The organism is Pseudomonas sp. GD03858, from assembly GCF_029840925.1.
Lineage (GTDB): Bacteria > Pseudomonadota > Gammaproteobacteria > Pseudomonadales > Pseudomonadaceae > Aquipseudomonas.
The window spans coordinates 1-26,596 of sequence record NZ_JAOCDM010000013.1 but is presented as its reverse complement, the minus strand read 5'-3'; the positions used below and the strand labels follow the sequence as shown (position 1 = coordinate 26,596).

The window sequence follows — 26,596 nt, the reverse complement described above, 5'->3', positions numbered from 1 at the left end:
ACCCGCCTGGACGGGTCCGGTTCTTCCATGGTTGTTGAGGATCAGCGACTGCTTTCCAGTACCTGATTGAGCGCCGCGCCATCGATGCTCAAGGTCGCGGTGTCGAACATGCCCTCGACATACGCCTTGGCCACCTGCTCCTGGCGCTGGGCACGCAGCAGCTCGCGCAGGCGCGGCGCGACCTCTTCGAGCGTCGCGGCGCGGGCCGGCTGCTGCTCGACCAGCTTGATGATGTGGTAGCCCGCCGCGCTCTGCACCGGCTCGCTGACCGCTCCGACCTTGAGCTTGGGCACCACTCCACGCACCTCCGGCAACAGCTGCACCAGCGCTTGCAGACCGGTATCGCCGCCCTTGGCCGCCGTACCGGCATCCTGCGAGTGCTCGCGGGCCAGGGTGGCGAAGTCCGCATCCGCGGCCTGCGCCTGCTTGGCCAGCGCCTGGGCCTGCTTGCGCACGGCCTCGTCGTCCCTGGGGTTTTCAACCCGCAGGAAGATCTGGCTCAGGCGGTAGCGTGCCGGCAGTTGCAAGCCGGCCTTGCCTGCCTCGTATGCCTGCTTGAGTTCTGCGTCGCTGGGGTAGTCGTCGGGGACCTTGCTCACGGAATTGAGATAATCGCGCAGGACGATCTGCTCGGTGGCCGCCCGGGTCTGGGCCTGGACGTCCGGGCGCTGCAACCAGCCCTGGGCCTCGGCCTGCTGGTACAGGGCCTTCTCCGCCAGGCGCGCGCGAATCCAGGCTTCCAGTGCCGGGCGGTCGCCGCGCAGGTTGGCGCGGGCGTCCTCCGGCAACTGCGCGAACAGGGCCTTGAGTTCGCCACTGCCAACCTGCTGCTCGCCCAGGCGAGCCAGGGTCTGGCCGCTGTCGCCCGGCGCCTGCGCGGTGGCTGCCGAACGCGCCGCCGCCACCGGCTCGGCGCCCGGGCGCAAGGCCAGGGCGACCGCCACCGCGACGATGGCCAGCGCGCCAGCGCTGGCCCAGAAGGTGCGCGCCGTCACGAAGCGCTGGCCTGTTCAGCATCGTGGGTCGACGCCTGCTCGGCTACATTACGGCTGTAGTCACGCAGATAGACGATGAACTCCTGCAGCAGGCGATCCCACAGCAGCAGGCTGCCCAGCAGATGCTTCTCGCTGACACCATCGGCGACCACCACGTCCTTCTCCATCACCAGGAACTCGCCCTGCACCGACAGGCGAGCGAAACGGCGACTGGCGTTCCAGCGTTCGGCCAGGCCGGCCGGCAGCTCGCCCTGGATGCGCAGGGCGCAGCTGAAGGTGAAATCGAGGAACTCGCCCTCCTGGTTGGCGGCACGGTTGCCGAAACGCACGGCATAGCCCACGCCCTGGCTGGCACTGAGCAACTGCACCACGGCGTTCTGCTCGGTGCGGTTGACCCGGCAGCCGGCATCCTGCAGCAGCTTGGTCAGGGAATCGGCGCTAACGGTTTCGATCAGGGTGACTTCGGTCATGTGCTTACTTCCTTGCGTTGAGAAAACGTCACTGGGCCACGCCCTGCGGGGCGTCGAACTGGCTCTCGTAGAGTTTGTCGCCATAGGCCTGGGCCAGCTCCTCGAACTTGACCCGGGCCCCGCCGGCAAAGGGCTGGCGCATGTTCACGACATCGGCGATATCGACCTTTTCGTAGGCGGCCAGCAGCTCCTTGGCCACCCCGTACATCTGCTGGTTGCGCGCCTGGCACTGCTGCACCTGGCCATCGCGCTCGCCGAGCCGCGCCTGCAGGCTGGCCCGCTCGCTTTCCTTGGCGCGCGCCATGCCCAGCAGGTCTTCATAGGCTTGCTTGTACTTGTGCAGTTGCTCGTTGCTGCTGGCTACCTGGGCCTGGGCCTGGTGCTGCACGGCCTGCTGCTGGCCGCTCAGCTGCTCATTCTGACCACGGGCCCTGGCCAGTTGCGCGGTGAGTTCACGCACCTGGCCCAGCGCGGCGTCACGCTGCTGTTCGGCGCTCTGGCGCGCGGCGCTGGCCTGGGCCTGCTCGCTCTGCAGCGCCTGCAACTGTTGGGTGGTGCTGCGCAACTGGGCGCGCAGGCGTTCCTCGAGGGTTTCGGCCGATGCCGAGGCTGCCAGGCTCGCGCCCAGGGCCAGCATCAGCCAGGTGCAACGACGGCGATAAGCTCCCTTGTTCATGCAGGTGCTCCTTCCCTAGAACCGCGTGTTGACTTCAAGTTGTAGCACATCGATATCAAACGGCGCGCCGTAGACCGTCTCGCTGCTCAACCAACGCGCTGTAGCGTAGACGTTGTTGGCCAGGCCGTAGTTGCCGCCGAGGAAATATCCCTTGGCGTTGGTGCCGCCGAGATGGAAGCTGGAGTCGTTGAAACCGTCCGGCAAGGCGTCGGGCTCGATGCGCTTGTAGCCGGCGAACAGGTTCCAGTCGCCGACCTTGCGCATTTCCAGGGCGTTGCCCAGGGTGAACTGGAGCATCCAGGCGTCGCCGCCGCTCTTGATGTTGCCGTTCTCGTCGACATTGTTGGCCAGTTGGCCGGCCGAGCGCTTGCGCATGTCGCCTTCGTCGTAGGCCAGGTTGTGCACGTAGTCGACCTGGCTGCGCAGCTTGAAGTCATGGGGCAGGTCGGCGTCCCAGACCAGGTTCAGGTCCAGCAGTTCGAACTCCGAGGCAATGCCGACGAACTGCGGTTGCGCGGTGGCGGTCGGGTTGGCCGGATTGGGCCTGATGTCTCGCAACAGGAACACCGTGTTGCCCTTCTGCATGAACGTCGGCCGGGTCTCGTCGGTGTCGCAGGCGGGCTGGCCGTCCCAGGGCGCGCAGGGGCTGGAGCGCGAACCGGCAATATCGTCGAAGCGGTAGTAGGCCGCCGCGCCCTTGAGCCGGTGTTGGTCGTTGAGTGCCCACTTGGCGCCAAGCTGGGCGCCATACAGCCACTTGTTCTCGCTGTCTTCCTTGTCGAAGCCGTTGCTGCTGGCACTGTCGTCGCTGTACTGCACCGGGAACGCGCCCACCGTGCCGAACAGGCTGAGGTCGCGGTTGACCGGCTGGTCGAACAACGCCGCCACGCCGTCGAAGTTGAGGTCGTGGGAATACAGGATGTCGGTGGACATGAACGGGTTGGCGATACGGCCACCGGTCAGGGTCAGGCGCTCGCTCGGGGTCCAGCTGATGTAGCCCTGGTCGAGCCACAGGTCCTTCTTGCCGAAGCCGCCGCCCAGGTTCTGGGTGGTCGACACCGGATTGTTGTTGGAGCCGGTGGCGACACGGATGCCGGCCACCCAGTCCTCGGCCAGTTGCGCCTTGAGGCCGAAACGCGCGCGCAGGCGCAGGATACTGTCGCGGTCCTCGCGGGTGTTGAGCAGCGGTGGCAGGCTCGAACTGCTGTTGGGGTTGACGTCGTACGGGCCCTTGTCGTTGAGCTTGGCGAAGTCGACGATCTCATTGCTGTTGCCGTCGGCGTAATAGCGCGACTCGCCGCGCAGGCGCACGTCGCCGTCGAAACTGATGCGCGAGGCCCAGTCGGGGAAGGCATTGGGCGCGGCCCAATTCTCCTGCTTGGCAGTGTTCATCACCTCGGCCTTGATCTCGTCGCGAATCTGCTGGCGGACGATGGCCGGCACATACTGCACGCGCACCTCGCCATTGGCCGCCGGGGCCTGGGCGACGATCGGCGCGGCGCTGCCGGCGGCCCGGGCTTCGCGGGCCTCGCGCTCGGCCTGGGCGATCAGCGCGTCGGCCTTGTCCTGCTTGAGCACGCCCTGCTCCACCAGCAGGCGGATCAGGTTGACGGTCGCGTTCTCTGACGGCGAAGCCTGGGCGACGGCCGGACCGACCGCGGTGGCGGCGGCCAGCAGGCCGAGCGCCAGGGTCAATCGGTTCACTGGGCACTTCATGGGTTTGCAACTCCTGTAGGTCGGTCGTGCTTCGTTGTTCATGGCCGGCGCCCTTGCAAGGCGATCTTCACCGGCAGGGTGAGGCTGGCGGGCGGACGCTGATCGAGGGCGGGTGCCGCGCGCAGGGCGGCGACCACCTGGGCGTCGACCTCGGGCTCGCCACTGCCGCGCAGCAGCTCGACCCGGGTGATCTCCCCCGCCGCGCTGAGCCAGATCTCGGCTTGCAGGTTGAACACCAGGTTGCGCAGCTCGGGGTTGTCGCGCAGCAGGCGCTGGAAGGCGTAGGCCAGGTACCGGCTGTAGGTGCCACTGCCCAAGCCGCCACCACCGCCACCGGCCATGCCACCGCCCTTGCCGGCACCGACGTTGAAGCTGTCGCTGCCGGACTGCGCATCGCCGTCCATCTGCATCGGTTCGGCCAGGTCCTGGGCGGGGTCCGGGGCATCCTCGGCGGGCTTGACCTCTTCGGCCTCGGGCACCGGTTCAGGCTCGGCGATTTTTTCCTGCACCGGCGGCTCCGGCTCCTTGGGCGGCTCCGGTGGCGGCGGTGGAGGTGGCGGCAGCGGAATGATCGCCGGCACCTTGGGCGCCTCGCGGCGCACCCCGGCCATGTCGTTGGCCCACTGCCACAGCAGCCAGGCCAGGCCAGCGCCGGCCACGGCGAGCACGGCCCAGGTCAGCCACTGGCGGGGGTTGGCTTTACGTTCCATGCCTGCCCTCACCCCTGGTTCGGTTTGCCGGTGACCAGCCCGACCTGGGCCAGTTCGAGACGGCGCAGCAGGTCGAGCACCTCGACCACCTTCTGGTACTGCACACCGGCATCGCCGCGCACGATCAGCGGGAAGTCGGGGTTGCGCGCTTTCTCGCTGCGCAGGCGATCCTCCAGCTCTGGCAACGTCACCGGGTAGGCATCGAGAAACACCTGGCCTGCGTCGTTGATCGAGATTGCCTTGGTCTTGGGCTGGGCCAGCGACACCGAGGCGCTGGCCTTGGGCAACTGCACCTGGATCCCGGAAACCTGCGCGGTGGCGGTGAGGATGAACATCACCAGCACCACCATCAGCACATCCACCAAAGGGGTGATGTTGATGCTGTCCACCGCGGCGTCGGTGTCGTCGTCATGGGCGTTGTTCACGGATGCCATGGTCGCGCCCTCACGCCGGAACCGAGGGATTGACGCTGCGCCCGGCCAGGCGCTGCGCCACTTCGCCGGCCTGGCCCTCGCCATGCAGCTCGGCCAGACGGGTGATGAACTCGTCGACGAATACCCGCATGTCGGCGCCGACCTCGCGGTTGCGGGTGGTCAGGCGGTTGTAGCCGAACAGCGCGGGAATGGCGACGAACAGGCCCATGGCGGTGGCCAGCAGCGCGGCGGCCATGCCCGGGGCGATGGCGTTGATGTTCACGTCGCCGGCCATGGCGGTACCGAGGAACACCACCATGATTCCCAGCACGGTGCCCAGCAGGCCGATATACGGCCCGCCGGCGATGGCATTGGACAGGGTCGAGAGCTTCGACGACAGCGCCTGGTTCTCGCGGGTGCGCACGCCATCCATGGAGCAACGGATCGCCTCGATGGTGGCGGCCGATACCGCGCTGGTATCGGCGCCCTGCGCCCGGCGGGTGCGGATCTCCTGCACCGCCACCAGGTACAAACGCCACAGTGGCGAATCGTTCAGGCGCTCGTGCAGTGCCGGGTCGTCGGCAAACTGCTCCAGGCGCGTGCCCACCGTGGCGAACTGTTCACGAAAACGGGTGTTGGCGGCAGTCACCCGGTTCAGGGTGCGCTGCTTGCGCAACATGATCACCCACGACTGCAGCATCATCAGCACCAGGACGGCGATGATCACCCAGGCGTCCACCGGCACGGCCTTGAGCAGGAAGCCCAGCCCGCCGAAGCCAAAGCCCGACTGTTCTTCATCGACGCCATACACCACCAGGCGCGACTCGGCGCCCTGGGCCAGCACATCGACCTGCAGGCTGGCCTGGCTACGGGCGACACGGGAGATGCGCAACTCGTCCAGGGCCCCGACGAACGGGGCGAAGCCACTGGCCGGCTCGCCCTCGGCCGGTGGCAGATCACCACCGATACCGAGCGCACCGTCGAAGGCCGCCAGGTTGGCCGCCAGACGGGCCACCGGCTGACCTTCGAGCAGCAGGCTCAGGTTGCCGCCCTCGCCCACCAGCGCCAGGTGCTGCCACTGGCCGGGAGCCAGGGTCTGATTGGCACTGGCGCGCTGGCCATCGACCTCGACGAACGGCACGCCCTGGGTCAACCCCAGCAGCAGGCTGTGGCCGGACTCGCGCCGGGCCAGCAACAGCTGATCGCCAACGGCCTGGTCCTGGCGCAACCAGACACCGAAGGTGAAGGCCGCGCCCGCCGGCAACTGCAGCGAGGCGCTGGCCGGCAGTTGCAGAGGCTGGCCGCCGAGCTGGATGGCCCGGCCGATCACGCCATCGACGCTGGCCGTCGGCCCCTGCAACTGATTGCCGTAGGGGCTGTCGTCGCGCACGGTGGCACCATCGAAGTGGTACAGCGCGGTGTAGTCGGCGTCGAAAGCAGGTTGCCCGCCAGGCGCCTGGGCCTTCGGGTTGCCGTAGTACATCCACAGGTCCTGGCGCTGGCCGGCCTCGATGCGTGGCACGTCGACCCAGATCAGCGCCATGCCCATCAGCGGATCGAACTGCTCGACATGGTGATTGAGCACGGTCTTGTCGTCGGCGCTGACGAAACGGATGTCCGCGCCGCTCTCGCTGACGCCATCAAAGCTGAAGTTGCCGGTGTGCAGGCGCACCAACAGCGCGGTGCGGCCCAGCGGCTGGGTCAGGCCGGCGCCCTGGGGCGTGGTGTCCACGGCGATCTGCTTGCGGTACATCCAGTCGTCCTGCCACCAGGCACTGGCGCTGCCTGGCAGGGCGAAGCCCAGGCACAGCAGCAGGGTCATTATCAGGCGTTGCATGAGAGGTCTCCAGGTCGATGCCGGTCAGTGAGTCAGAAGGTCGCCTGCACGCTGAAGTGCACACGGGAATCGTTCTTGTCGGTGTTGGGGCCGTCCTTGAGCGGCACGGCCCAGTCGAGGCTGCCGGACAGCCAGTCGCTGAGGGTGGCGCGCGTGCCGATGCCGACACTGGCCAGGCTGTAGCTGTCATCCTGCTCCGGCAGGGCGTCCTGCAGGCGCAGTTGCGCGCCTTCGGCGAACAGGTAGAAGCGCCAGTCGCTGATGTAGCTGCCGACATAGCGGCCAATGGAGGGCGTGCGCAGCTCCTGGGAGAACAGCACGCCATCGTCGCCGGTACGTTCTGCGGCGAGATAGCCGCGCACCGAGGTGGCACCGCCGGCGGCAAACTGCTCGTTCGAGACCAGCGGGCCGGACGCCAGCTGGAACGCCAGCTTCGAGGCGCTTTGCCAGGTGCCGGCGAAATCGAAGGTGTAGCCGCCGTCCCCTTTGAGCGCGGCGAAGCTCGAATCGGCGCGATAGCGCTTGTAGTCGAAGGCCTGGTCGTCGCTGCCGTGACCGAACAGGCCGCGGGTGCCGGCCACCAGGTTCAGGCCCAAGGTCAGCTGGTCCTGTTCGGTGAAGCGGTAACCGTTGTAGCCCAGGCTGATCGGCGCGTACTTGAGCGGCACCTTGTCGCGGCTGCCGCCCAGGCCGACCTGCTCGTCGAAGTCCTTGAAGTCCACGCCCATCGACAAGGCATGGGCCCAGGCGCCGACGCCCGGCAGGTTGTAGATGGCCGACACGCCGTACGAATGGCCCTTGCCCAACACGTTGGTGCCGCCGACCGTGGCCACGTCGCTGTCGGACTGGTAGCCGGAGAACTGCACGGTCCAGCGTTCGCTCAACGGCATGGCGTACGAGCCGGACCAGACCTCGGCGTTGTCACGATCCTCAGGCGCGGTGAACCAGGTCAGCGATACGCTGTGGCCAGCCTGCCAGAGGTTGTTGTAGCCGAGGCTGACGACGCTGCGCAGCTTCTCGGTATCGGCGCTGTGGTCGTTGTTCAGGCCCAGGCTCAGGGTCCAGGGGCGCTTGTCCTCGACCTGCAGGTCGACATCCATGGTGCCCGCACGCTGGCCCTCGCGCACCAGGGGCATGACCTGGCGGCCCGGGCTGCGGTTGAGCGCGGCCAGCTCGTCCTGCACCTGGGCGAAGTCGGGCACCTTGCCCTCCTCCAGCGCTGGCACCTGCTCGCGGATCTCCACCGGCGAGTAGTGCTTGGCGCCGACCACCCGCACCCGGCCGACCTTGGTCTCGGTCACCTGCAGATAGACGATCCCGCCTTCGACCTTCTGTTCCGGCAGCTCGACGAACACCGACTGGTAGCCACGGGCCTGGTAGCTTTTCTGCAAGGCCTCACGGGCACCTTCGAGGTCGGCCAGGGTCTTGTCCGGCCCTAGGTACGGGTACACCGCCTGCTCGATGGCCTGGGCGTCGAGCACGGTATTGCCGCGCACCACATACTCGTTGATTTCGACCCGACGCTCGGGCTCGTCGGCGGCCACCGTGGCCGACAACAGGCACAGCAGTACCCCTGCGCCCACGCCGCATCGTTTGAAGAACAATTGCTCCACACCGCCCCCTTACAGAGCCCGTTATGCGATTGGTTTCTAGTGGTTGTGATCAGGCGAGCCCTGACCCTGATGGCGTGCCAGCCAGCTGTGCAGCAGCGCCAGGTTGAGGCTGAATTCGGGCATCGCCTGCAAGCTGGCGCCCAGCACCTCGTCGACCATGCGCTGCAGCAGCGACACCGCCATGGCGCTGCCGAGCAGCACCCCGAGGTCGTGGCTGAACAGGCTGAAGTTCCACACCCGCGACTTCAGTTCCAGGCCGGCGAACCAGCGAAACAGCAGGTTGTAGGTGAGCTGCTCGTAGAGCTGTTTCTCGCTGCGCACCGAGTAGAGAAGCTGCAACAGCAGCACGTGCATCAGCGTGTGCGGGGCGATGCTCATGCCTTGCTGCTCGGCCAGGCGCGCCAGGGCGCCGTGGTGCTCGTCCAGCAGCGCCTCGATACGCGGCTTGAGCTGCGCCAGCGAATGACCGGGCGGCACGCAACTGGCCACCTCGCGCAGGGCGCCCTGCCAGTCTTCCTGGGACACGATCCAGACCCAGGGCGCGCCGTAGCGGTACACCGAGACCGGCTGCTTGCGCGCCGCCTCGACGATCTTCGCCAGGCGCTGGTCGAGCTCCTGCATTCCCACTTTGGTGTAGCGTTCCATAGTCCCCATCGCCCCGCTCCCCGCGTGCTCCGACGCTGCGCCTGGCCTGGTGGCCGGGTGCCTTGTCCGTGTTCATGGCTTTGACAGGGATGGCGCTTTGCTACCGAACTTTTGTCATGAAAGGTTCATCGCGGGCGCCGGGCGTTGAATGCCGGACGCCCTGGGAGGGTGGGTGGAGCTGTGATGATCGCGACGGGCTCGACGGTGCCGTCGCGAGTGAGCCCGTCACGCGGGGTCGAGGTTACTTTTCCGGCAACGCCTGCACGCTCAGGTTGTCCAGCACCAGTCGGCCAGCGTCATCGGTACTATCGACAGTCAGGCCAAAGGCTTCAGGCCCGTCGATGATGAACTCCTGCCTGCCATAGCGCATCTCTCCCAGCTCGTCATCGTCCAGAGAGACATGCACCTGGCCGATGGCGGTCTGCATGGCGCAGGAGGTGTTGCAGCCCCAGGAGAAACTCACCAATCGACGTCCAGCCCCTTCCAGCACGAAATGGATCGTGGAATCCACCGCCAGGTGCTTGCCAGTGATCCGGCCTGCGCTGTTTTCATGGAGTTCGTCGCTGACGGCGCTGTGGTCAAGCCTGTGCAGCGCGAACTCGACACCTTGGCTGGTCACCGGGCTGCGCGCGCCTACGGGCTGATCCTCGAACGTGATGGACGGCGTGGGGGTCGGACGGCCCGCCGCCTGGTCTTCAGGGAGATAGCCGAAGGTCATGCCGTCGGTCTGCTGCACAGGAAACGTCACCCGCACCACCGGCAGCCACTGCTGGTAGTGCTGCGCATAGCGGATCTGGTCGTACTGCGCCTTGGCCAACGCTACGCGGTCACCCTCGATGTAGAAGAACGAATGCACAGGCAGCTCGCCCCCCTTGCCTCTAGGCCAGACCGGCAACAACACTTCGTTGTTGTACGCCCAGTTCGCCGCAGACATGCCCGCGCGTGCCTGGATCGCGGTCTGGAACCACCTGGCCGCATCGTTACGCTGCTGGCGCAGATCCCAGCCGCACACCCGGAAGTTTCTCGCCTGCGGATAGGCGCCCAGCCATTGCTGCGCCGAGCCGATGCCCAGGGTCATGCAGGTGTCGGTGGTCGTTTCGAAACCGCTGATCGCACCGCACCCCTGCAACGTCCGGCGCTGGTTGGTATTGGCATTGATCGGGAACGTGCACAACACGTTCAGGTCGGCGATCTTGCCGGCCGGTACCGCCTGGGGCGGATACAGCAGCAGGCCGTTGCGGTTGTTGGCGGGGCTGGCGAAGTTGTTGTCCCGGCGCACCCAGGAAAAGGCGACGCTGCCCTTTTCAAGCTGGTTGTCGGTGGGGTCCCAAGGCAGGAAGTCCGGACTGCTGGCGGTGGTGCGCAAGGCCAGCCCGCTGCACAGGTAGGCAGGCTTGTCCGGCCCGCCGCAGTCGTCGGTGGTGCTGTTGTACCAGCGCCTGAGTTCGCCGACGGCCTGCCGGCCGCGCTCGTCGAGCTGCGTCGCCGAAGAGCTGGCCGTCAGGCCAGGCGGTGCTGTCGAGCTGCAGGCGGCCAGCGTCAGAAGCAGCGCAAGACCAGTGAGGTACCTGATGGACGGACTGAGAGTTTCTTTCATGAAGCACCAGGGTCGCTTGTTGTGGGAGAGCGTTCTGGCGGCCATTTACCCATGCGAAAGAAACCGGTTCTACTGACAGAATTACCAGGTTACCCAGGCCATCAGGCCGTGTTCACTGCTGCTGGTATTGGCCCAGGTACCTGTCCAGCACGGCCTTGTCCCCTGCCCCGTCCCCCGCCACCTGCCACAGCCGCCGCTCGATGCCCTGGGCCAGCAGGTGCCCCACCGCCGCCTCGATGGCCGACAGCACACACAGCTGCGCCGGCTCGTTGGTGGTGTAACCCACCTCCGCCTCCAGCAGCTTCTTGAACTCGATGAACTTGAACACCCCGGCATTCTGCCCTACCGAATAGATGGTCTTGCTGGTCATCACGTTGGCCAGCACCTGCCCGGTGCGTACATCCACCGCGCGCAGGTTGACCGTGACCTGGTCGACCCGGTACTCGCGGGACAGCCCGATGCCCAGGTAACGGGCACCCTCGCCACCACTGCGCACGTTGGTGTCGTAGGCGATGATGCCGCCCTCGAGCATCAGGTTGGCAGCCTGCAGCGGCGGCAGCTCGGCCTGGATGTTCTCCGGCACCTCGGCCTTTTTCTGCGAGGCGCGGATGATCTTGCGCTCGGTCAGCAGGTTCTGCAGGCCCTCGCGCTCCAGCACCACGAACCAGCCGCTGGCGTTGAGCGCGTCCATCAGCATGCTCGCCGCCCCCTGGGTGACACTGGTGGAGAACGAGCTGGCCGGGGTCGGCTTGTATTGACCGGTCTGGTCGCGGAAGCCATAGACCACCGCCATCAGCCGGCCACGGGGCCGGGGCATGTTGATCAGGTCGTAGTAGGTGGATGCGCGCGGCGTCAGCGTGGGCGTCTCGACATCCTGTTCGGCGGGCATCGGCTCGCGCAGGCCGCAGCCTTGCAGGGCGGCGAGGATCAGCAGTGTGCTCAGCAGGCGTTTCATGGTGTTCTCTCCCCGGTAAAGACCCGTCCCTCTCAGGGGTTCAGGCCGCTGACCTCGATGATCGACACTTCCCCCGTGGCCCGGTCGGTGACCTTGATGCTCAGCGCTCCTGAGTCGTCGATGACATCGATCAGGAAGGCGTCGGTGGCCATGCTGCCGGTCTTGCCGTTGCCGATGTTGTCCAGCAGCTGGCCCAGCAGGCGCGATTCGAGCTGGTTGCTGAAGCGCTCCAGGGCCGAGGTGCCGGTGAACGCCGAGGCCCGATCCTTGAGGTCGGGGTCGTCGTAGTCGTTCTGCGCCTGGGCGTTGTTGAGCAGGTAGGCACCATTGAGCGGGTTGCCGCCGAAGGCCGGGTTGACCGGGGTGTGTACCAGTTCCGTGGCCAGGGCCTGGCCACCGAGGCTCGCGGCCAGCAGGCAGGCGGCGAAACGTTGCAGCATGGGGTTGCTCATAGCTCATCCCTCTCCAGATCGGTTGTGTCCTGCAGCAGCCGTTGCAACTTGCGCTGGATGATCTGCTGACGGACCAGGTCGGCGGCCGCGATGGCCTCGTCCTTGAGTTGCGTGGTACTGGGCGGCAGGAAGCGCCGGTACAGCACCTCGCGTTCGTACTCCACGGTCACCAGGCTGCCCCAGCGGGCATCCGGGCGTTCGCGCACCACCAGGTTGAAATCCAGCCGGCTGGTGGCGTGCAGCCGGTCGCTGAAGGCGGAGTAGAAGTCGTGGCCAATGTGCGAGATGGTGTTGTCGACGATGAAGCCCATCATCTCGTCCTCCTGTCCGGCGCGCGCCTGCCCTTGCAGCAGGGTCAGGCACAGGCAGATCAGCATGGCCAGGCGTTTCATGGCGCGTCTCCTGGGCCTGCGTGGCGACGGGCGCCGCTGGCGCTCTCGGCGAAGGCCTGCTCGGCGACGAACTGCCAGTCGCTGTAGCGCTCCAACCCCTCGAAGCCGCTCCACTGGGCATCGAAACCGCTGCGTTTGAGCGGCGCGCCGCTCGAGCGGCTGTACACCCCGGTGATGCGCCCGTCGACCGAACGCAGCAGGCCCCAGCCGTCGGCACCCGCCAGCGGGTCCGGATACAGGCGGCGCAGATGGCGTTGTGGCGACGGGAAGCGGTTGTCCTCCACCAGCTCGCCCAGGTCACGCGGGTACTGGGCAAGGCCGGGCGATGCGCGGTAGTAGCTGCGCAGGGCCTGGGCGTACTGGCCACCGACCCAGAGCAGCTGGCGCTCGCGCTCGCGCTGCGCACTGGTGGCCCACAAGGTGCCGGTGGCGGCCAGGGCCACACTGCTGACGGCGATCAGCAGCAACACGCCCAGGTAGGTGAAACCCGCTTCACCATTGGGCATAGAGGCTGCCATCGCGTGCCCTCCCGGTGGCTCCGCTCTTGATGTCGGCGACCCCGCCCGCCACGCCCTCGGGGGGTGGCAGCAGTTGCCAGGCATCGCGGCGTTCGGTGATCGGGTCGAGCGGTGTGTTGCGCAGGTAGCGCTGTTCCACCAGTTGCTCCAGGGATTCGGGGTAGCGCCCGGTGTCGCCGTAGTAGTGGTCCAGCGCCTCGCGCAGCACCGCCAGGCTCTGGCGCAGAGTGGCCTCGCGGGATGCCTCCAGGCTGTTGAAGTACTTCGGCATGGCGATGGTCATCAGGGTGGCGATGATCGCCATGACCACCAGCAGCTCGATGAGGGTGAAGCCTTTGCTCGCTTTCATCGCCGTCACCATTGCCCGTAAGGCACATTGTTCAGGCCCTTGCCGCTGGCCTTGGAGTACACGTCGAACACGTCCTGGCCTTCCCGTGGGTTGTCCGCGCTGCTGTCGTAGGCGCGCAGGCCCCAGCCACCCTCGTCGTCGGGCTTGGCACTGCGCAGCGGGTCGTGGGGAATGCGCCGCAGGAAATAGAACTTGGCGCCCTTGGCGCTGCGCACATCGCGCACGCCGTCCACCAGCACCTGCAGGTTCGGCGGGTAGCCGCTGGCGTTCAGGCGCTTCTCGATGTAGCCGGCATCGAAGGCGCGCTTGTAGGCATCGATGGCATCGCGGATCTGGTACAGCGCCTCGCGCAGTTGCTGTTCCTTGCCGCGGCGCACCACGGTTTCGGTCAGCGGCGCGGCCATGCTGGCGAGCAAGCCGAGCAGCGCCAGGGTCAGCACCACCTCGATCAGGCTGAAGCCCCGTTGCCGGCGTTTCATGGCCGTGCCCCCGCGCCTGCAGGCACCGCGGCCACCTGGCCTTGCACCAGCGGCGCCTCGCCCGGAGCCTCGGTGGGCGCGGCGCTGGCGGGCACCGGCTGGGCCAGTTGGCGCACCTGCAGGCTCGACTCGGTGCCGGTGGCGAACTCCATGTCCGACGGGCTCTGGTAGGGCAGGTTGCGCACAATGCGCGGGGTGATGGCCAGGACCAGTTCGGACTTGCTGGTCTCGTCATGGTTGCTGCCGAACAGCCGGCCCAGGCCCGGAATGTCGCCCAACCCCGGGATCTTGTTGCCATTGCCGGTCTTGTCGTTGCGCACCAGGCCCGCCAGCACCTGGGTCTCGCCATCGTGCAAGCGCAGGCTGGTCTGGGCGTTGCGGGTATCGACCTGGACCGGGATGGTGCCCTGGCGGGTCGCCTCCAGCGGCGTGGCGTTGCTCACCTCCAGCGCCACCTTGATCGCCACTTCGTTGTTCAGGTGCACCGTGGGCTGGACTTCGAGCTTGAGGCCGACATCCAGGTAGGTGACGCTTTCGGTGATCACCGGCCCCTGGGTCGAGGGCACCGAGGTCGCGCTGATGATCGGCACGCGCTGGCCGATGTGGATGCGCGCCTGCTCACGGTTGCTGACGCGAATCACCGGGCTGGCCAGGGTGTTGATGTCCTTGTCCGCGGCATTGATCTTGGCCTGCGGGGCCGGTGCGATGCTGATGCGGCTGGAGTTGATGCCGCGCAGCTGGTCGAGCACGCTGACGGGCTTGCCGTCGTTGCTCAGCAGGCCGAAGGTATTGGGCCATTGCAGGCCGAGGTCGAGGATGCGCGAGCGGGCCACCTCCATCACCTCCACTTCCAGCACCACCTCGGGGTTGGACTGGTCCTGGGACTGCAGCAGCTTCTCGGCCATGCGCACGGCGTCGGGGGTGTCGCGCATGGTCAGTGTGTTGAGGCGCTCGTCGACGAACACGTCGCGGGTCTTGAGCATGGTCTTGACCATGTTCAGCGCAGTGTTGGCGTCGATGCTGGTCAGGTAGAAGGTGCGCATGACCAGCTCCTGGTAATCCTTGGTCTTCTGCGGCGAGTCCGGATAGATCAGCAGGGTGTTGTCATTGACGATCTTCTGGTGCAGCTGGTTCTGCTCCAGCAGCAGGGCCACCGCGTCCTCGATGCGCACTTCGCGCACGAAGATGGTCGCCTTCATGTCCGGGCGCAGATCCTTGTCGAAGATGAAGTTGATGCCGGCGACCTGGGCCAGCACCTCGAAGATGGTCTTGAGGTTGGCATCGCGAAACTCCAGGGTGACCGGACGTTCCAGCTTGCTGCGCAGTTGCGGGTACGGCGTGGCGGTGCGCGCCTGGACATTCTCGATGTCGCTGCGCAGCATCTGGCCCTTCTGGTTCTGCGGGTCCAGGCGCAGCACTTCGCGCATGTAGCGTTCGGCGCCGAACAGGTCGCCCTGGCGCAGCGCCGCCTGGCCGAGGGCGACGCGCTCATCCAGGGTGCGCATCAGCTCCAGCTGGCGGATGCCCTCCTGGGCGCGGCGGTTGTTCGCCTCGAGGGTCAGCACCCGGCCATAGCCCATGCGCGCGCCGGCGAAGTCGTGACGGATGCGGTCGCTGTCGGCCTGGGCAAGCAGGGCTTCGACGGCCGCCTGGCGGCCATGGGCCAGGGCCAGGTTCAGCTCGGTGTCACGCGGATCCTCGCGCAGGGCTTCTTCGAGGCGAGCGATGCCGGCTTCGTACTGGCCTTCCTTGATCAGGTCCTGGCTGTCCTTGCGCGCGGCGCTGGAGCCACATCCGGCAATGGCCACGCACAGGGCCAGAAGCACGAACGGCGCAGGCTTGCACAACTTCGACGGTTTCATGGCGCGCTCCCGACAGACAGGGTCTGTGGCTGATGCAGTGGCAGGTAGACCAGGTTCAACTCGGTGGCCGAAACGCGGTCCAGACGGTAGGTGTCGTCGATCACGTCGCCTTGACGCACGACGTAGAGCTTGTCGCCGCTTTGCAGGAAGACCTGCAGATCGTCGCGATCGCCCAGGCGGCCGATGAACTGGAAAGGCAAGGCCGGGGCCGTGGGCGCGGCCACCACCGGGGCGGCGGCCACGGGTTGTTCGGTGACGGTGGCCAAGGTTTGCGTGGGGGTCCATTGCTGGCTGGGGAACAGGTCGCGTGAAGGGCTGGCGGCCTCATCGCGGGGCAAGCCCGCTCCCACCTGGGCAATGGATGCATTGTGGGAGCGGGCTTGCCCCGCGATCGGGCCAGCCACCTCGTCCTCCACCAGGCCGAACCAATGCCCCGGTGCCCAGGCGAGCGCTGCGCTCACCCCCAGGAACCCGGCCCATGTCACCGCGCGCTTTGCGTTCATCACGACCTCGACAGGTAAAGGGTCATGCGCACACGACCGGTCAGCTCCCGATCACCGATCCGCTTGCGCTGCAGCTCAAGGTCCTCCAGCACCAGCGCCGGCAGCTGACCGGGCAGTGCCCTGAGAAAGCCCCGGATCTGCGGGTAGCTGCCTCGCACCGGCAGGACGATCTGGTAACGCGCCAGCTGGGTCTTCGGGTCCACGCCCAGGGCATACTCGCCACGCGCCAGGCTGATGCGCTCGGCGCTGGCCAGCTGGTACAGGCGCTCGATCAGTTCGCTGGCCTGAGGCTGGCCCGGCAACTGCTGGCGCAGGTCATCCAGGGCTTGTTGTTCGGGCTTGGCCTGGACCTTCAACTCGCCGCGCTCAAGGCGCCGCACCTGGGCGCTGGCGTCGGCCTCGCTGGCGCGCAGCTCGCGCACGGTCTGCCACTGCGGCAGCACGAGCGCCACCGCCACGCTCAGCGCCAGGCTGGCGACCAGCACGGCGGCCAGCCCTGCCCGGCCCAGGCGCCGGGCCGCTTCATGAACAATCAGGCTAGGGACGCGCATGGTCGGTCTCCCAGGTGGCGGTGAGGTTGAAGCGCACCGGATGCTCGGGTTGCCCGGTCATCACCTCATGGTTGAGCAGCGACACGTCGGACAGCTCGGCGCTGCGTTCCAGGCGCTGGTGGTACTGCAGCATGGCTTCGAGGTTGCGCGCTTCGGCGCTGATGCGGACCTGGCCCTTGCGCGCATCGGGGGTGAGGCTGAGCAGTGCGACATGCTCTTGCGGCATCGCCTCGAGCATGGCGAACAGTTGCTGCCAGGGCCGCTGCAGCTGCAACGAGACACTGCGCATCTGCGCCAGGCGCTCGGCCTGCTCGCGAACCATCGCGCTGCTTGGCGCGACGGCGCTCGCCGGGCGGCGGCCGAGCTTGAGCTCCAGCTGCTGGACCCGCCCTTGCAGGTCCGCCTGCTCGCCGAGCAGGCGCTGTTGGGCAAGCAGCAGCAGTGCCAGCACGGCCAACGACAATGCCAACAGTACCCAGGCCAGCGGGCCGCTCTGGCGAGGCTGGAATTCCAGGTCGAGGCGGCGCATGTCAGGCCACCGCCCGCCACATGGCGCACAGCGGGTCGGCCTCGGCGACCGGCGCGCACAGTTGCACGGCGGCAAGGCTCGATGGCGCGGCGCGCCCTGGCGCGTGCAGGTAAACCCGTGGCACCTGCTCGCCGTAAAGCTCGCAGGTGCGTTCGATCAGCGCCTGCAGGGCCTGGTCGTTATCCGCGCAGCCCTGGGCCAGCACCTGCTGCCACAGGCCTCCGGCAGCCAGCAGCAAGACGCTGCGGCGCGGCTCGGCCAGCACGAAGAGAAAGTCGCCCTGGGTCAGTTGCGCCGAGCAGCGATTGTACGCAGCCATCAGGTAAGGCTGTACCGAGCGCAGGCTCAGCCGACTGGCCTGGCCCAGGCTGTGCAGCCCCTGCAGCAGCGCCTCGGGCAACGCGGTGGCGATGCGCGCGGCACCGGCCGGTTCCGGCGACAGGACGATGCGCCAGTCGTGCAGTGTCTGGCCGTAGAGGGTCTCGAAGCAGGCTCGGGCATAGGCGTCCAGCTCGCGAGGATGAGCGATGGCGTCGCTCCAGGGCACCAGGCAGAAGCGGCTGTAGCGGGCCGATAACAGCACGCGCAGTTGCGCGCCGCGCAGCGCATGCTCATCGAGCAACCCGGCCAGGGTTTCCAGGGCCGCGGCCCAGGCCGGCTGCGCCGCCTCGCAGCTGAACCCGCGACTACCCAGCCATTGATGACGCTGGCCCTGCCAGCGACCCAGGCCGACACCTTCGGCGCCGAGCACCGCGCAATACCGATCAGGCGATAAATGTGACACGGTTGATCTCCTCGAGCGTGGTGCGACCCGCGCGGACCAGGTCCAGGGCCGAGGCGCGCAACAGGCGCAGGCCACGTTGGCAGGCCAGCTGCTTGATCTGTGAAAGGGGGCGGCGTTCGACGATCATCTGCCGCAGGTCGTCGTCCAGGTGCAGCAGCTCGGCAATCGCGCTGCGCCCGCGATAACCGCTGCCCCGGCACTGCCCGCAGCCCTGGGCGCGCACGAAGTGCCAGCCGACGATCGCCTCGCGGGTCAGGCCCGAGGCGGCCAGCAGTTCGTCGTCGGGCTCGCAGGCCACCGCGCAGTGCGGGCAAGCCAGACGCACCAGGCGCTGGGCCAGCACGGCGTTGAGCGCCGAGACGAAGCTGTAGGGGTCGACCTGCATCTGGCTGAAGCGGCCGATCACGTCGAACACGTTGTTGGCGTGGATGGTGGTGAACACCAGGTGACCGGTGAGCGCGGACTGCACGGCGATCTGCGCGGTATCCGGGTCACGGATCTCGCCGACCAGGATCTTGTCCGGGTCATGGCGCAGGATCGAACGCAGGCCACGGGCGAAGGTCAGGCCCTTCTTCTCATTGACCGGGATCTGCAGCACGCCGGGCAGCTGGTACTCGACCGGGTCCTCGATGGTGATGATCTTGTCGGTGCCATGGTTGATCTCGCTGAGCATGGCGTACAAGGTGGTGGTCTTGCCGCTGCCGGTGGGGCCGGTGACCAGGATCATGCCGTAGGGTTCGCCGGCCAACCGGCGCAGGGCGCGCAAGGTGTGCGCCTCGAAGCCCAGGGCCTGCAGCTGCACGCCGCTGACCTGGTCGGCCAGGTCCTGCTTGTCCAGCACCCGCAGCACCGCGTCCTCGCCGAAGATGCTCGGCATGATCGACACACGAAAGTCTATCTGCCGCTCGCCGACGGCCACCTTGAAGCGGCCGTCCTGGGGTACGCGCTTCTCGCCGATGTCCAGCTCGGCCATCACCTTGATGCGCGAGATCACCTGCTCGGCGAACCCGCTGCCAGCGGCCTTGACGGCGCCGTTGAGCACGCCGTCGATGCGGTACTTGATGCTCAGGCCCTGGCCGGTCATGCCCAGGTGGATATCGCTGGCATGCAGCTTGAGGGCGTCGTAGAGCGTGGAGTTGACCAGCTTGACCACACGGCTCTGGTCTTCGCTGATGCTGGTCAGGGACAGGCGTTGCAGCGGATCGACCTCACTGCTGGCCTCGCCGTCCTGGCCCAGCGCGTCGACCGCGTGGAAGCTCTCTTCGTGGCGAGCGAGAAACGCGGCCAGGTCGGCGGCGTGGGCCAGGTACAGCGGCGCGCCTTGCAGGCAGTCGTCGATCCAGGCCAGGCGGGCGCTGTCGAAGGGGTCGGCGAACACGCCGATCAGCTCGCCGCCCTGCTCGATCAGGGCGAATTCGCGCTTCAGGCATTGGGCCAGGCTGATTCGTTCGAAGTGTGGCTGGCTGGCGAACAGCGCCTGACTGTCGAAGGCGGGGTAATGCAGGGTGGTGGCCAGGCGCTGGAGGAAGGTCGCGGGGGTGTCGCCACTCAGGCGTTCGAGGCGGGCGAGCAAGCGCTCGTCGCTGGCGTCGGCGCGGGCCTGGGTGAGCAGTTCGCGGGGGTAGGCCTGGGGCCCATTCGCGGGTAAACCCGCTCCCACAGGCTCCGTGGGCAACGCATTGCCCGCGAATGGGCCAGCATTGGCTGTATCAAGGTTCATCGCCTGCGACTCCGCTCAGGGGCGGCGCCGCAGGCTGGGGGCCTTCGGCGCCGCTATTCCCCGGTGAGCAGTTGATCGTCGTCAGGTCCGGGAGGCTTGGCGCCATTGCGTCGGCGGTCGGCCAGGACCCAGCTGCCATCGTACAACTGCAAGGGGAACGACTCGTTCCTGTTCTGGCGTCGTTCGACGAACCCTTCGGCTGGCGTGTCCGTGGCCCTGCGCTGGCGCTCGATGCCCATCAGGTCGAAGACGGCGCGGGCCAGTTCCATCAGCGGGAACGGCTTGAACAGGACATGGGTCACGCCCAGCTCGGCGGCCCGCTCACGGACCTCGGCGGTCGGGTGGGCGGTGATCAGCACGAAATGGCACGGCCTGTTCCTGCGCACGGTCTCCAGGACCTGAAACCCCTCCATGTCGGGCAAGCGGTAATCCAGCACGATCACGTCCGGTGCCAGGTTCTCGGCCTGTTCGATACCGCTGGTACCGTCATGGGCGAGATGGACCTCCAGGCCTTGCGCCTGCAAGTACGCCTGCAGGTTCTGCGCAAGGGTCTGTTCGTCATCGACTACCAATACTCTGTTCACCAAGGTCCACTCCCATGAACTGCCCGGTTTCCCGGTCTGCGAAGTGCGGCCTTGTAGAGGCTTGAGCAGGCTTCGTGCCAGGCATGAAAAGTCATTGCGCACCGCTTTCAAGTCATTGATAAATTTGAATCTTTCAAACAGTCCCAGACAGCTTCGGCGTCGAGTTCCCCACAAGCGGGGAAGATGATGGCATTGTGCCCTGCCGCGATTCCCCAACAGTGGGGGAACGCCCCTGCCTTCAGTCGGCGCGCTCCACTGTAGCGGATTCGCGCAAACGTTGGCGCACCGACTGACGCGCCTGGGCCTGCAATTGCGCGACGAGCGCAGCCCGGGCCAGTTGCAGGTCAGTCTCAGGTAAGACAGAAGTGTTATCACTTTGGTTCTGCATTGCCCGCAGTCTTTCTCGGTTGGCCTGATGAAAGGCCAGCACTTCGGCCTCGCTGGGCGCCTGGACCTCGGTCAGCCGGGCATAGACCTGTTGCGCCGCCATCTCATGTCGAGTGTAGTCAGCGAAGCTCGCCCGATCGAAACCCGCCTCGCCCAGCCGGCGCTCGAATACGGCAGGGCTGCCGAACGCCGCTTCCAGTTCGCCGACCCGCGCCACCACCTGCGCGTCGCTGATATCGATGCCCTGGCGTCGGGCTTCCTGCCAGAGCAGTTCCTTGTCGATAAGCTCATCGAGGGCTTGCTCGCGCAGGCTGCGGTACAGGTTGGGATTGCGGATGCTGGCCACGGCCCGGCCCTGGGCCTGGAGGTATTCGGTGAAGTAGCGCTCCAGGCGCAGCACGCCGATCTCCACGCCATTGACCCGGACTACCGGGGTGTCGGCGTGGCTTGCCTGGGCAAGCAGTGACAACAGGCAAACAATCAGGATTCGCATCACAGGCTTCTCCCTTCATCGAAGCATCGCTGGCACTCACACTACTCATGGGCTTTGCGGCACCGGGCGGTACGGCGCCACCTCGGTATAACCCGGCCCCGGCAGGCTCACCGCCACCACATGGGCGCCCGCCATGCCTTGGCGGCGCCCGGGGCCGAAGCCCAGCAACGGCGTCAGCCCAGTGTCGACATCGTGCAGCCGCTCGAGGGCACCGATCAGCTGCTCCCTGCTGGCGTCGCGGCCGACCTGCTTCAAGGCCTCGACCAGCAAACGCCAGGCGCTCAAGGTGCTGACCTGCAACGTTGCCTGTCGCGCCTGGAGCCCTTGCCGCTGCTGCACGCCGGCCAGGGTCGCCCGCCCTTGCACCGTCCAGTCGCCGGGCACGAAGGGATAGGCCAGCAACACCCGATTCGACCACGCCGGCGCCAACCCCGGCACGGCGCTGGCCACCTGCCCCGACACGGCAAGCAGGTAAGGATGACGCCCGGTCGCCTGCAGGCTGGAGGCCAGCTCGGCGAATGCCTGGGCGCGCCCGACGTAGACGATGCCCTCACCTTCCGGGGCCTGCCCGGTGAAGGCTTGAGCGGGTGCGACGACAAAGCCCAGTTGGCGCAAGCGCCGAGTCACCCCCTGCGCCACCTCGGCCTGGTCTTCGCCGGCATGCACCACCCGCAGGGCACCAGGCGCCAGGCCGAGGGCGTCACGGGCATGCAGCGCCACGCTGAGCAATTGCTCGGGCACACCCGGCAAGGGATCGAACACCTGCGCATTGCCACCATCGCGCGGCGTGGCGCCGATCAGTGGCAGCCCTGCCTGTTCCAGCAACCGGCTGTCGAGCAGCGGAGCCAGCGGTGCGATCAGCGCAAAGATCCGCTCCCGTCGTATCAGGTTGTCCAGCGCCTTTGCGGTGCTTGTCGGATCGACGCCCGGATCCTGCGTGATCAATTGCAGGCGTCGCCCATGGAGCCCGCCCTGCCGATTCAGTTGCTCGATGCCATCTTCCAGCACCGCCCGCACCGTACGCCCGGCCTCGGCCAGCGGGCCTTGTTCCGGCAACAGGGTGCCCAGGCGCAGCGTGCCCTCCTCCACACCCGGATCGCGGTCCTCGCCCAGGCGCTTGAGATAGGCGACCAGGTTGCGCTGGTCGGCCAGGCTAAGGTCGAAGCGTGGCATGGCCGGGTCCAGGCGATTGCCGGCAGGGTCGATGCCACTGCGGATGACCCGCGCCAGGCTGGCATCGGTGTAGGCCGGGTAGCGTCGGCTGTTGCTCTCACGCTCAGCCGCTCCCAGGGCCAGGCGCTGCCAGTCCAGGTTCGGTGGGCGCACCCCGCCTTCGCTGCGACCACGGCCATCGTTGCCGTGGCAGCTGGCGCACGGCAGCACGCTGGCCGGGACGCTCATGTCGCCGGGCCCCACCCGTGCCAGCAACTGGGCGTCGCTGCTGGAATGGCCTTCGCGGTAGAGGCGTTTGCCGGCCAGTTCCTGTTCGTTCAGTTCAAGGGCCGACGTCGAGGTGCTGATCAGCAGTGCCAGGCATCCAGCCAGCCAGCACCCGCTCCCACGCATGCCAGGGCAACGCTCCATGGCGCTCACCGCCCGGCCAGCGGCTGGGTTAGCAACTGCATGCGCTGGGCGATCGCCGCAGGCGGCGCGTCCGGGCGGATCTTGCTCCAGCGCTTGCCCGCCACGTCACCGGCAATCAGCTGCGTGGAATGTTGCTCGGGGCTGGGCAGGAACTGCCCCAGACGCCCGAGCACCAGGTCGACGCTGGCCTTGTCGCCGGTCAGGAACAGCCAGTTCGGGCCATCCACGCCCTGCTTGCGCGCAAACGCCTTGAGCACTTCGGGCGTGTCGTTCAACGGATCGCTGCTCACCGAGACGAACGTCACCTGCGCCGCCAGCTCCGGCCCCATGGCCTCGCGCACTTCGCGCAGTTTGCGGGTGATCAGCGGGCAGGCGTCGTTGCAGTGGGTGAAGATGACGTTGAGCATCACCACCCGGTCCTTGAGCACATCGCTGTAGAAACGCAGCTCGCGACCGTCCTGGTCCTTGAGCACGGTGTCGGTGAACCAGGTCTGCGCATCGCGGGTACCGCCACCGCTGAGCATCGGTTGCGGCGCCGGCTGCGGCGCTGGCGCGTGCCCTTCGTGGGCAAGCGCCACCGACGCCAGGATCCACAGGCAACCGCCCAGCACCAGCCAGTCAAGGCTGCGCATGCCGCCGTGGCGTGAGGTGCGCGCGCTCATGGCCGCACCTCCTGGCCAGCGATGGCCGTGCTCCTGGCATGTACCCGACGTGCGCTCAGGCGGTTGATCTCGCTGACCAGCACGCTGGGGTCGGTGAAGCCGTAGTAGCGGGTCCAGTGTCCACTGCGCCCGTCACCGACCAGGATCAGCGGCGGGTGTTCGGCGAGATTGGCACTGAAACTGCCCAGCCCCTTGAGCGTCTCGCTGATGGCGTACGGGGAACCGGTCAGCCAGCTCCAGCCCGGCCCATGCTGGAACGCACGGGCGTAGCCGGCCAGACGCCTGGAGTCGTCGCGCTGCGGGTCGACGCTGATCGACACCAGGCGCACCTCCTCGCCAACCCTCCCGCCCAGCTGCTGCTGGACCTTGCTCATGATCGACGAGACCACCGGGCACACCGTGGTGCAACTGGTGTAGATGAAGCCCATCACCACCAGATGGTCACCCACCAGGTCTTGTTCCAGGCGCACCGGCATGCCGTCCTGGTCGAGCAGCGACACATCGACGAAACGCACGCTGGCCTTTTCCTGTCGCACCGCGGGCGGCTGCTCGGGCTTGCCGCCATGATCGTGGCCGGCGTGGGCGAGGACGAGCTGGCTGGCCAGCAGCAGGCTCAGGCCAAGCAGTGTCGGGTAATGAAGAGGGTTCATCGCACACTCCTGGGTTCCCCTTGGGAAGCGGTGGGCGTCGCGGCGGCCGGCAGGACGCGCAGACTGGTGTAGTTTTCCTCGCTGAAACCGCGCCCAAGGCTGGGCGACTGCAGGTGCAGGTACCAGGCGCCGGCCTCTGCCAGCTCCAGCGGTGCCTGGTACAGCCCTTCTGCCACTTCCACCAACGGCACGCTGCGCGGCAGCGAAGAAGGTGCCAGGAAGTAGCGCAGACTCAGGTCGCCCAGCCCTGCTCGCGGCCTGCCGTCCTCGCCGAGAATGCGCACGCGAACCCTGTAGGGGCCGAGCTGCGGCAACGGCTGGTCGGTGCCGAGGAACTCGGCATGCACGCGCTTGCGCAGGTTCGCTTGGGGCAACGCCGCCACCTGGGTGCTGAAACAGTGGATGATCTGTGGCTGATTGAGCAGGAACGCCACATCGAAGGTGCCGGCCGCCGGCAGTTTCACCGTCGAGCCGTACACCCCTGGCGCCACTTCGCGCAGGCTGCGGTCGATGACCCGGGCCGCCCGGGCCTGGTGGCCGCGGTTGTTGTAGCCGGACATCGGCGCGTTCATGCCCTCGGCGTAGAAGTACGTGGTGTTGTCCACCGGGTTGACCACGAACACCGAGTTGTCGTCGCGCGCCACGCTCAAACCCTGGGCCAGTGGCAGGTCGCCCGCCTGGCGCGGCGCCGCAGGGCCGGCCTCGAAGCCCTGGACGATGGGACCCTGGCCCTGCCCCAGGCTTGCCAGGTTGATCATGCTGACCTTCGGCGAGGCCAGGCCACGTACATAGGCATAGGCCTTGGTAAAGGTCAGCTGATAAGGCTCGGCGGCCACCGGGATGCGATGGATCAGCTGGTCGTTGCTGGCATCGATCACCAGCGCCTGGTTCTCCAGGGTGTTGAGCACCACGCCATAGCGGCCGTCGCCGCTGAAACCCATCGGCCCCAGGCCGGGCTCGGCCTGGACCGTGTGCCGTGGCAGGTGGCTACGGGCATCGATCACCCGCACCGTGCCCTCCTGGCCATCGACCACGTACACCGCCTGGGACAGCGCCGAGTAGGCCACCGACAATGGGTGCGGGCCGACCTCGAGGGTCTTCACCAGGCGCATCTGGGCGATGTCGATCACGCTCAGGGTGCCGGCATCGCGGTTGCTGACGAAGGCGTGGCGCGAATCGGCGCTGAAGGCGATCTCATGATGGCCTGAGCCAGTGACGAACGACTTGAGCAGGGTGCGGCTGGGCACGTCGATCACGCTCACCCCGCCCTTGGCCGGGTCGCTGCTGTTGTTGCCCACCCACAGCTGACGCTGGTCGGGCTGCAGGGCGACCCGCAACGGTTGCTCGCCGGCATCCAGCGTGGCCACGCGGGTGAAGGTCTCGGTGTCGATGAGTGCCACCTGGTTGCGTTCGGGCATGGACACGAACACCTGCTTGTCATCGCCCGTGGCCACCCAGTCCATGGGCCGCCCCGGCAGCTCGATGCGCGCCAGGGTGCTGGTGATGCCGCCCACCGACACCGTCGGGTCGATCACCGTCAGGCTGGCGTCCTTGTTCAGCACCAGCAGGAAGTAGCTGTTGAGGTCCAGCAGTGGCCGGGCGCCGATGCTGCTCTTGAGAAACAGCGCCACCCGTGCCTTGCAGCTGCTGTCGCGATCGCCATCCGGCGCCGCTTGCGCCGGGTCCAGCCAGGCGCCGGGGGCCATGCCCGACAGCGGCTGGCCGCTGGCCTGGTCGCGAACCTTGAAGCGGATCGTGGCGAAGTCGCCCTCGCGCAGTTCGCCGCCGTTCATGGGGCGGGCCTCGAACTCGATGGTGACGCCGTCGCGGCTGAGGGTGTGCAGGGCTTGCGGATCGGTCGGCTGTTCGAGCAGCTCGCGCGGGTCGCACCAGAGCTGTTCGTAGGCGACGCCCAGGCCGATCAACGCCGCGCCGAGCAGCAGCCCGAGGTAGGCCGGGCGCAGTGCGCGGTTCATGCCCGCGCTCCGCTGGCCAGGGTCTGTGCGCACGGGGCGGCGCCTTCGGGGGGGATGATCATGCTGCACCTCCACTGGGTTCAAGGGTCTTTGGAGGGTGAAAGCAAGCGCTATGCCATGAAAAGTATCGTTTTAAATCATAGGGTTGGATGAACAACCCGAGAAAACTGGGGAGGCTTCCCCAAAGCCGGGGGCGCTTTGCGCCCCACAATCCTGATGCGCCGCCGAGACCAGCGTGGTATGGGTGACCGCGTCAGGGCGGCCAGGCGCTGGGTGATGGTTGTGCTGCGCCTGTGAGATCGAGCGCCGCCCGCGCGGCGCATCGCGACGCAAGGCCGCTCCTACATCTGTTTCGGGCCAATTATTCCTGTGAAAGTACCGCTGCCCGCCTTGGTGCATGCCTCAAGTCAGGCGAGGCACCAGCAGTGCCCACCTTGATACCGTGTCGTACCAACAAGGCGGACCAGGTAATGGCACAGGAGAGACTGGCCCGA

The 26,596-nt window shown here is 67.2% G+C and carries 28 protein-coding genes; all 28 read right to left on the bottom strand.

The genetic code is table 11. The features are described from left to right. Nucleotides 1-41: 41 nt before the first annotated feature. The 28 genes from N5D48_RS06010 to N5D48_RS05875 all read right to left on the bottom strand — a co-directional run bounded on the left by N5D48_RS06010 (nucleotide 42) and on the right by N5D48_RS05875 (nucleotide 26,102). Nucleotides 42-995, bottom strand: a complete 954-nt coding sequence (locus tag N5D48_RS06010) for a peptidylprolyl isomerase (RefSeq protein ID WP_279882208.1) — start codon at nucleotides 993-995, stop codon at nucleotides 42-44. Continuing rightward, the gene (locus N5D48_RS06005; RefSeq protein WP_279882206.1) at nucleotides 992-1,465 is read right to left on the bottom strand and encodes a YbjN domain-containing protein; all 474 of its coding nucleotides are present in this window, start codon (nucleotides 1,463-1,465) and stop codon (nucleotides 992-994) included. Before N5D48_RS06005 ends, N5D48_RS06010 begins: the two co-directional genes overlap by 4 nt. A gap of 28 nt (nucleotides 1,466-1,493) precedes the next feature. Then, nucleotides 1,494-2,141, bottom strand: a complete 648-nt coding sequence (locus N5D48_RS06000) for a DNA repair protein (protein ID WP_279882204.1) — start codon at nucleotides 2,139-2,141, stop codon at nucleotides 1,494-1,496. Between the two features lie 15 nt (nucleotides 2,142-2,156). After that, the gene (locus N5D48_RS05995; RefSeq protein ID WP_279882202.1) at nucleotides 2,157-3,857 is read right to left on the bottom strand and encodes a putative porin; all 1,701 of its coding nucleotides are present in this window, start codon (nucleotides 3,855-3,857) and stop codon (nucleotides 2,157-2,159) included. A gap of 38 nt (nucleotides 3,858-3,895) precedes the next feature. After that, nucleotides 3,896-4,567, bottom strand: coding sequence for an energy transducer TonB (locus tag N5D48_RS05990; RefSeq protein ID WP_279882201.1), 672 nt, complete (start codon nucleotides 4,565-4,567; stop codon nucleotides 3,896-3,898). A gap of 8 nt (nucleotides 4,568-4,575) precedes the next feature. After that, nucleotides 4,576-5,001: a biopolymer transporter ExbD gene (locus N5D48_RS05985; RefSeq protein ID WP_279882198.1), complete on the bottom strand. Its 426-nt coding sequence runs from the start codon at nucleotides 4,999-5,001 to the stop codon at nucleotides 4,576-4,578. A gap of 10 nt (nucleotides 5,002-5,011) precedes the next feature. Next, nucleotides 5,012-6,817, bottom strand: a complete 1,806-nt coding sequence (locus tag N5D48_RS05980; protein ID WP_279882197.1) for a MotA/TolQ/ExbB proton channel family protein — start codon at nucleotides 6,815-6,817, stop codon at nucleotides 5,012-5,014. A 32-nt stretch (nucleotides 6,818-6,849) separates the two neighbouring features. Next, complete coding sequence (locus N5D48_RS05975; protein WP_279882270.1) at nucleotides 6,850-8,385, bottom strand: ShlB/FhaC/HecB family hemolysin secretion/activation protein; 1,536 nt, start codon at nucleotides 8,383-8,385, stop codon at nucleotides 6,850-6,852. A gap of 81 nt (nucleotides 8,386-8,466) precedes the next feature. Beyond that, nucleotides 8,467-9,075: a transposase gene (locus N5D48_RS05970; protein WP_279882195.1), complete on the bottom strand. Its 609-nt coding sequence runs from the start codon at nucleotides 9,073-9,075 to the stop codon at nucleotides 8,467-8,469. Nucleotides 9,076-9,316: 241 nt separating this feature from the next. Next, nucleotides 9,317-10,672, bottom strand: a complete 1,356-nt coding sequence (locus N5D48_RS05965; protein ID WP_279882193.1) for a hypothetical protein — start codon at nucleotides 10,670-10,672, stop codon at nucleotides 9,317-9,319. Between the two features lie 112 nt (nucleotides 10,673-10,784). Next, on the bottom strand, nucleotides 10,785-11,627 hold the full coding sequence (locus N5D48_RS05960; protein ID WP_279882191.1) for a CsgG/HfaB family protein: 843 nt from the start codon (nucleotides 11,625-11,627) through the stop codon (nucleotides 10,785-10,787). Nucleotides 11,628-11,659: 32 nt separating this feature from the next. After that, nucleotides 11,660-12,079, bottom strand: a complete 420-nt coding sequence (locus N5D48_RS05955) for a curli assembly protein CsgF (RefSeq protein WP_279882189.1) — start codon at nucleotides 12,077-12,079, stop codon at nucleotides 11,660-11,662. Further along, entirely contained in the window at nucleotides 12,076-12,471 is a 396-nt protein-coding gene (gene csgE / locus N5D48_RS05950) for a curli production assembly/transport protein CsgE (RefSeq protein WP_279882187.1), read from the bottom strand. Before csgE ends, N5D48_RS05955 begins: the two co-directional genes overlap by 4 nt. Beyond that, complete coding sequence (locus N5D48_RS05945) at nucleotides 12,468-12,989, bottom strand: type II secretion system protein (RefSeq protein ID WP_279882185.1); 522 nt, start codon at nucleotides 12,987-12,989, stop codon at nucleotides 12,468-12,470. The genes csgE and N5D48_RS05945 overlap by 4 nt, the downstream gene beginning before the upstream one ends. Continuing rightward, nucleotides 12,964-13,338: a type II secretion system protein gene (locus N5D48_RS05940; protein ID WP_279882183.1), complete on the bottom strand. Its 375-nt coding sequence runs from the start codon at nucleotides 13,336-13,338 to the stop codon at nucleotides 12,964-12,966. The genes N5D48_RS05945 and N5D48_RS05940 overlap by 26 nt, the downstream gene beginning before the upstream one ends. Nucleotides 13,339-13,343: 5 nt before the next feature. Further along, nucleotides 13,344-13,817 (bottom strand): type II secretion system protein, encoded by a 474-nt coding sequence (locus N5D48_RS05935; protein WP_279882181.1) that lies wholly within the window; start codon nucleotides 13,815-13,817, stop codon nucleotides 13,344-13,346. After that, nucleotides 13,814-15,679 (bottom strand): secretin N-terminal domain-containing protein, encoded by a 1,866-nt coding sequence (locus tag N5D48_RS05930; protein ID WP_279882179.1) that lies wholly within the window; start codon nucleotides 15,677-15,679, stop codon nucleotides 13,814-13,816. Before N5D48_RS05930 ends, N5D48_RS05935 begins: the two co-directional genes overlap by 4 nt. Further along, nucleotides 15,676-16,182: a hypothetical protein gene (locus tag N5D48_RS05925; protein WP_279882177.1), complete on the bottom strand. Its 507-nt coding sequence runs from the start codon at nucleotides 16,180-16,182 to the stop codon at nucleotides 15,676-15,678. The genes N5D48_RS05930 and N5D48_RS05925 overlap by 4 nt, the downstream gene beginning before the upstream one ends. Further along, complete coding sequence (gene pilO / locus N5D48_RS05920) at nucleotides 16,182-16,733, bottom strand: type 4a pilus biogenesis protein PilO (protein WP_279882175.1); 552 nt, start codon at nucleotides 16,731-16,733, stop codon at nucleotides 16,182-16,184. The genes N5D48_RS05925 and pilO overlap by 1 nt, the downstream gene beginning before the upstream one ends. Beyond that, nucleotides 16,720-17,262: a pilus assembly protein gene (locus N5D48_RS05915; protein WP_279882173.1), complete on the bottom strand. Its 543-nt coding sequence runs from the start codon at nucleotides 17,260-17,262 to the stop codon at nucleotides 16,720-16,722. Before N5D48_RS05915 ends, pilO begins: the two co-directional genes overlap by 14 nt. A 1-nt stretch (nucleotide 17,263) precedes the next feature. Then, nucleotides 17,264-18,046 (bottom strand): hypothetical protein, encoded by a 783-nt coding sequence (locus N5D48_RS05910; protein ID WP_279882171.1) that lies wholly within the window; start codon nucleotides 18,044-18,046, stop codon nucleotides 17,264-17,266. After that, a complete protein-coding gene (locus N5D48_RS05905; RefSeq protein WP_279882169.1) occupies nucleotides 18,027-19,766 on the bottom strand; it encodes a GspE/PulE family protein in 1,740 nt (579 codons plus the stop codon). The genes N5D48_RS05910 and N5D48_RS05905 overlap by 20 nt, the downstream gene beginning before the upstream one ends. Nucleotides 19,767-19,819: 53 nt before the next feature. Continuing rightward, a complete protein-coding gene (locus N5D48_RS05900; protein ID WP_279882167.1) occupies nucleotides 19,820-20,353 on the bottom strand; it encodes a response regulator in 534 nt (177 codons plus the stop codon). Nucleotides 20,354-20,588: 235 nt separating this feature from the next. Beyond that, entirely contained in the window at nucleotides 20,589-21,230 is a 642-nt protein-coding gene (locus N5D48_RS05895) for a SurA N-terminal domain-containing protein (RefSeq protein ID WP_279882165.1), read from the bottom strand. Nucleotides 21,231-21,275: 45 nt separating this feature from the next. Beyond that, nucleotides 21,276-22,796 carry an ABC transporter substrate-binding protein gene (locus N5D48_RS05890; RefSeq protein WP_279882163.1) on the bottom strand — a complete coding sequence of 507 codons (1,521 nt, stop codon included), beginning with the start codon at nucleotides 22,794-22,796 and terminating at the stop codon, nucleotides 21,276-21,278. 23 nt (nucleotides 22,797-22,819) lie between these two features. Next, nucleotides 22,820-23,476 (bottom strand): SCO family protein, encoded by a 657-nt coding sequence (locus N5D48_RS05885; protein ID WP_279882160.1) that lies wholly within the window; start codon nucleotides 23,474-23,476, stop codon nucleotides 22,820-22,822. Next, on the bottom strand, nucleotides 23,473-24,126 hold the full coding sequence (locus N5D48_RS05880; RefSeq protein ID WP_279882158.1) for an SCO family protein: 654 nt from the start codon (nucleotides 24,124-24,126) through the stop codon (nucleotides 23,473-23,475). Before N5D48_RS05880 ends, N5D48_RS05885 begins: the two co-directional genes overlap by 4 nt. Beyond that, nucleotides 24,123-26,102 (bottom strand): cytochrome D1 domain-containing protein, encoded by a 1,980-nt coding sequence (locus tag N5D48_RS05875; protein WP_279882156.1) that lies wholly within the window; start codon nucleotides 26,100-26,102, stop codon nucleotides 24,123-24,125. Before N5D48_RS05875 ends, N5D48_RS05880 begins: the two co-directional genes overlap by 4 nt. Between the last annotated feature and the right edge of the window lie 494 nt (nucleotides 26,103-26,596).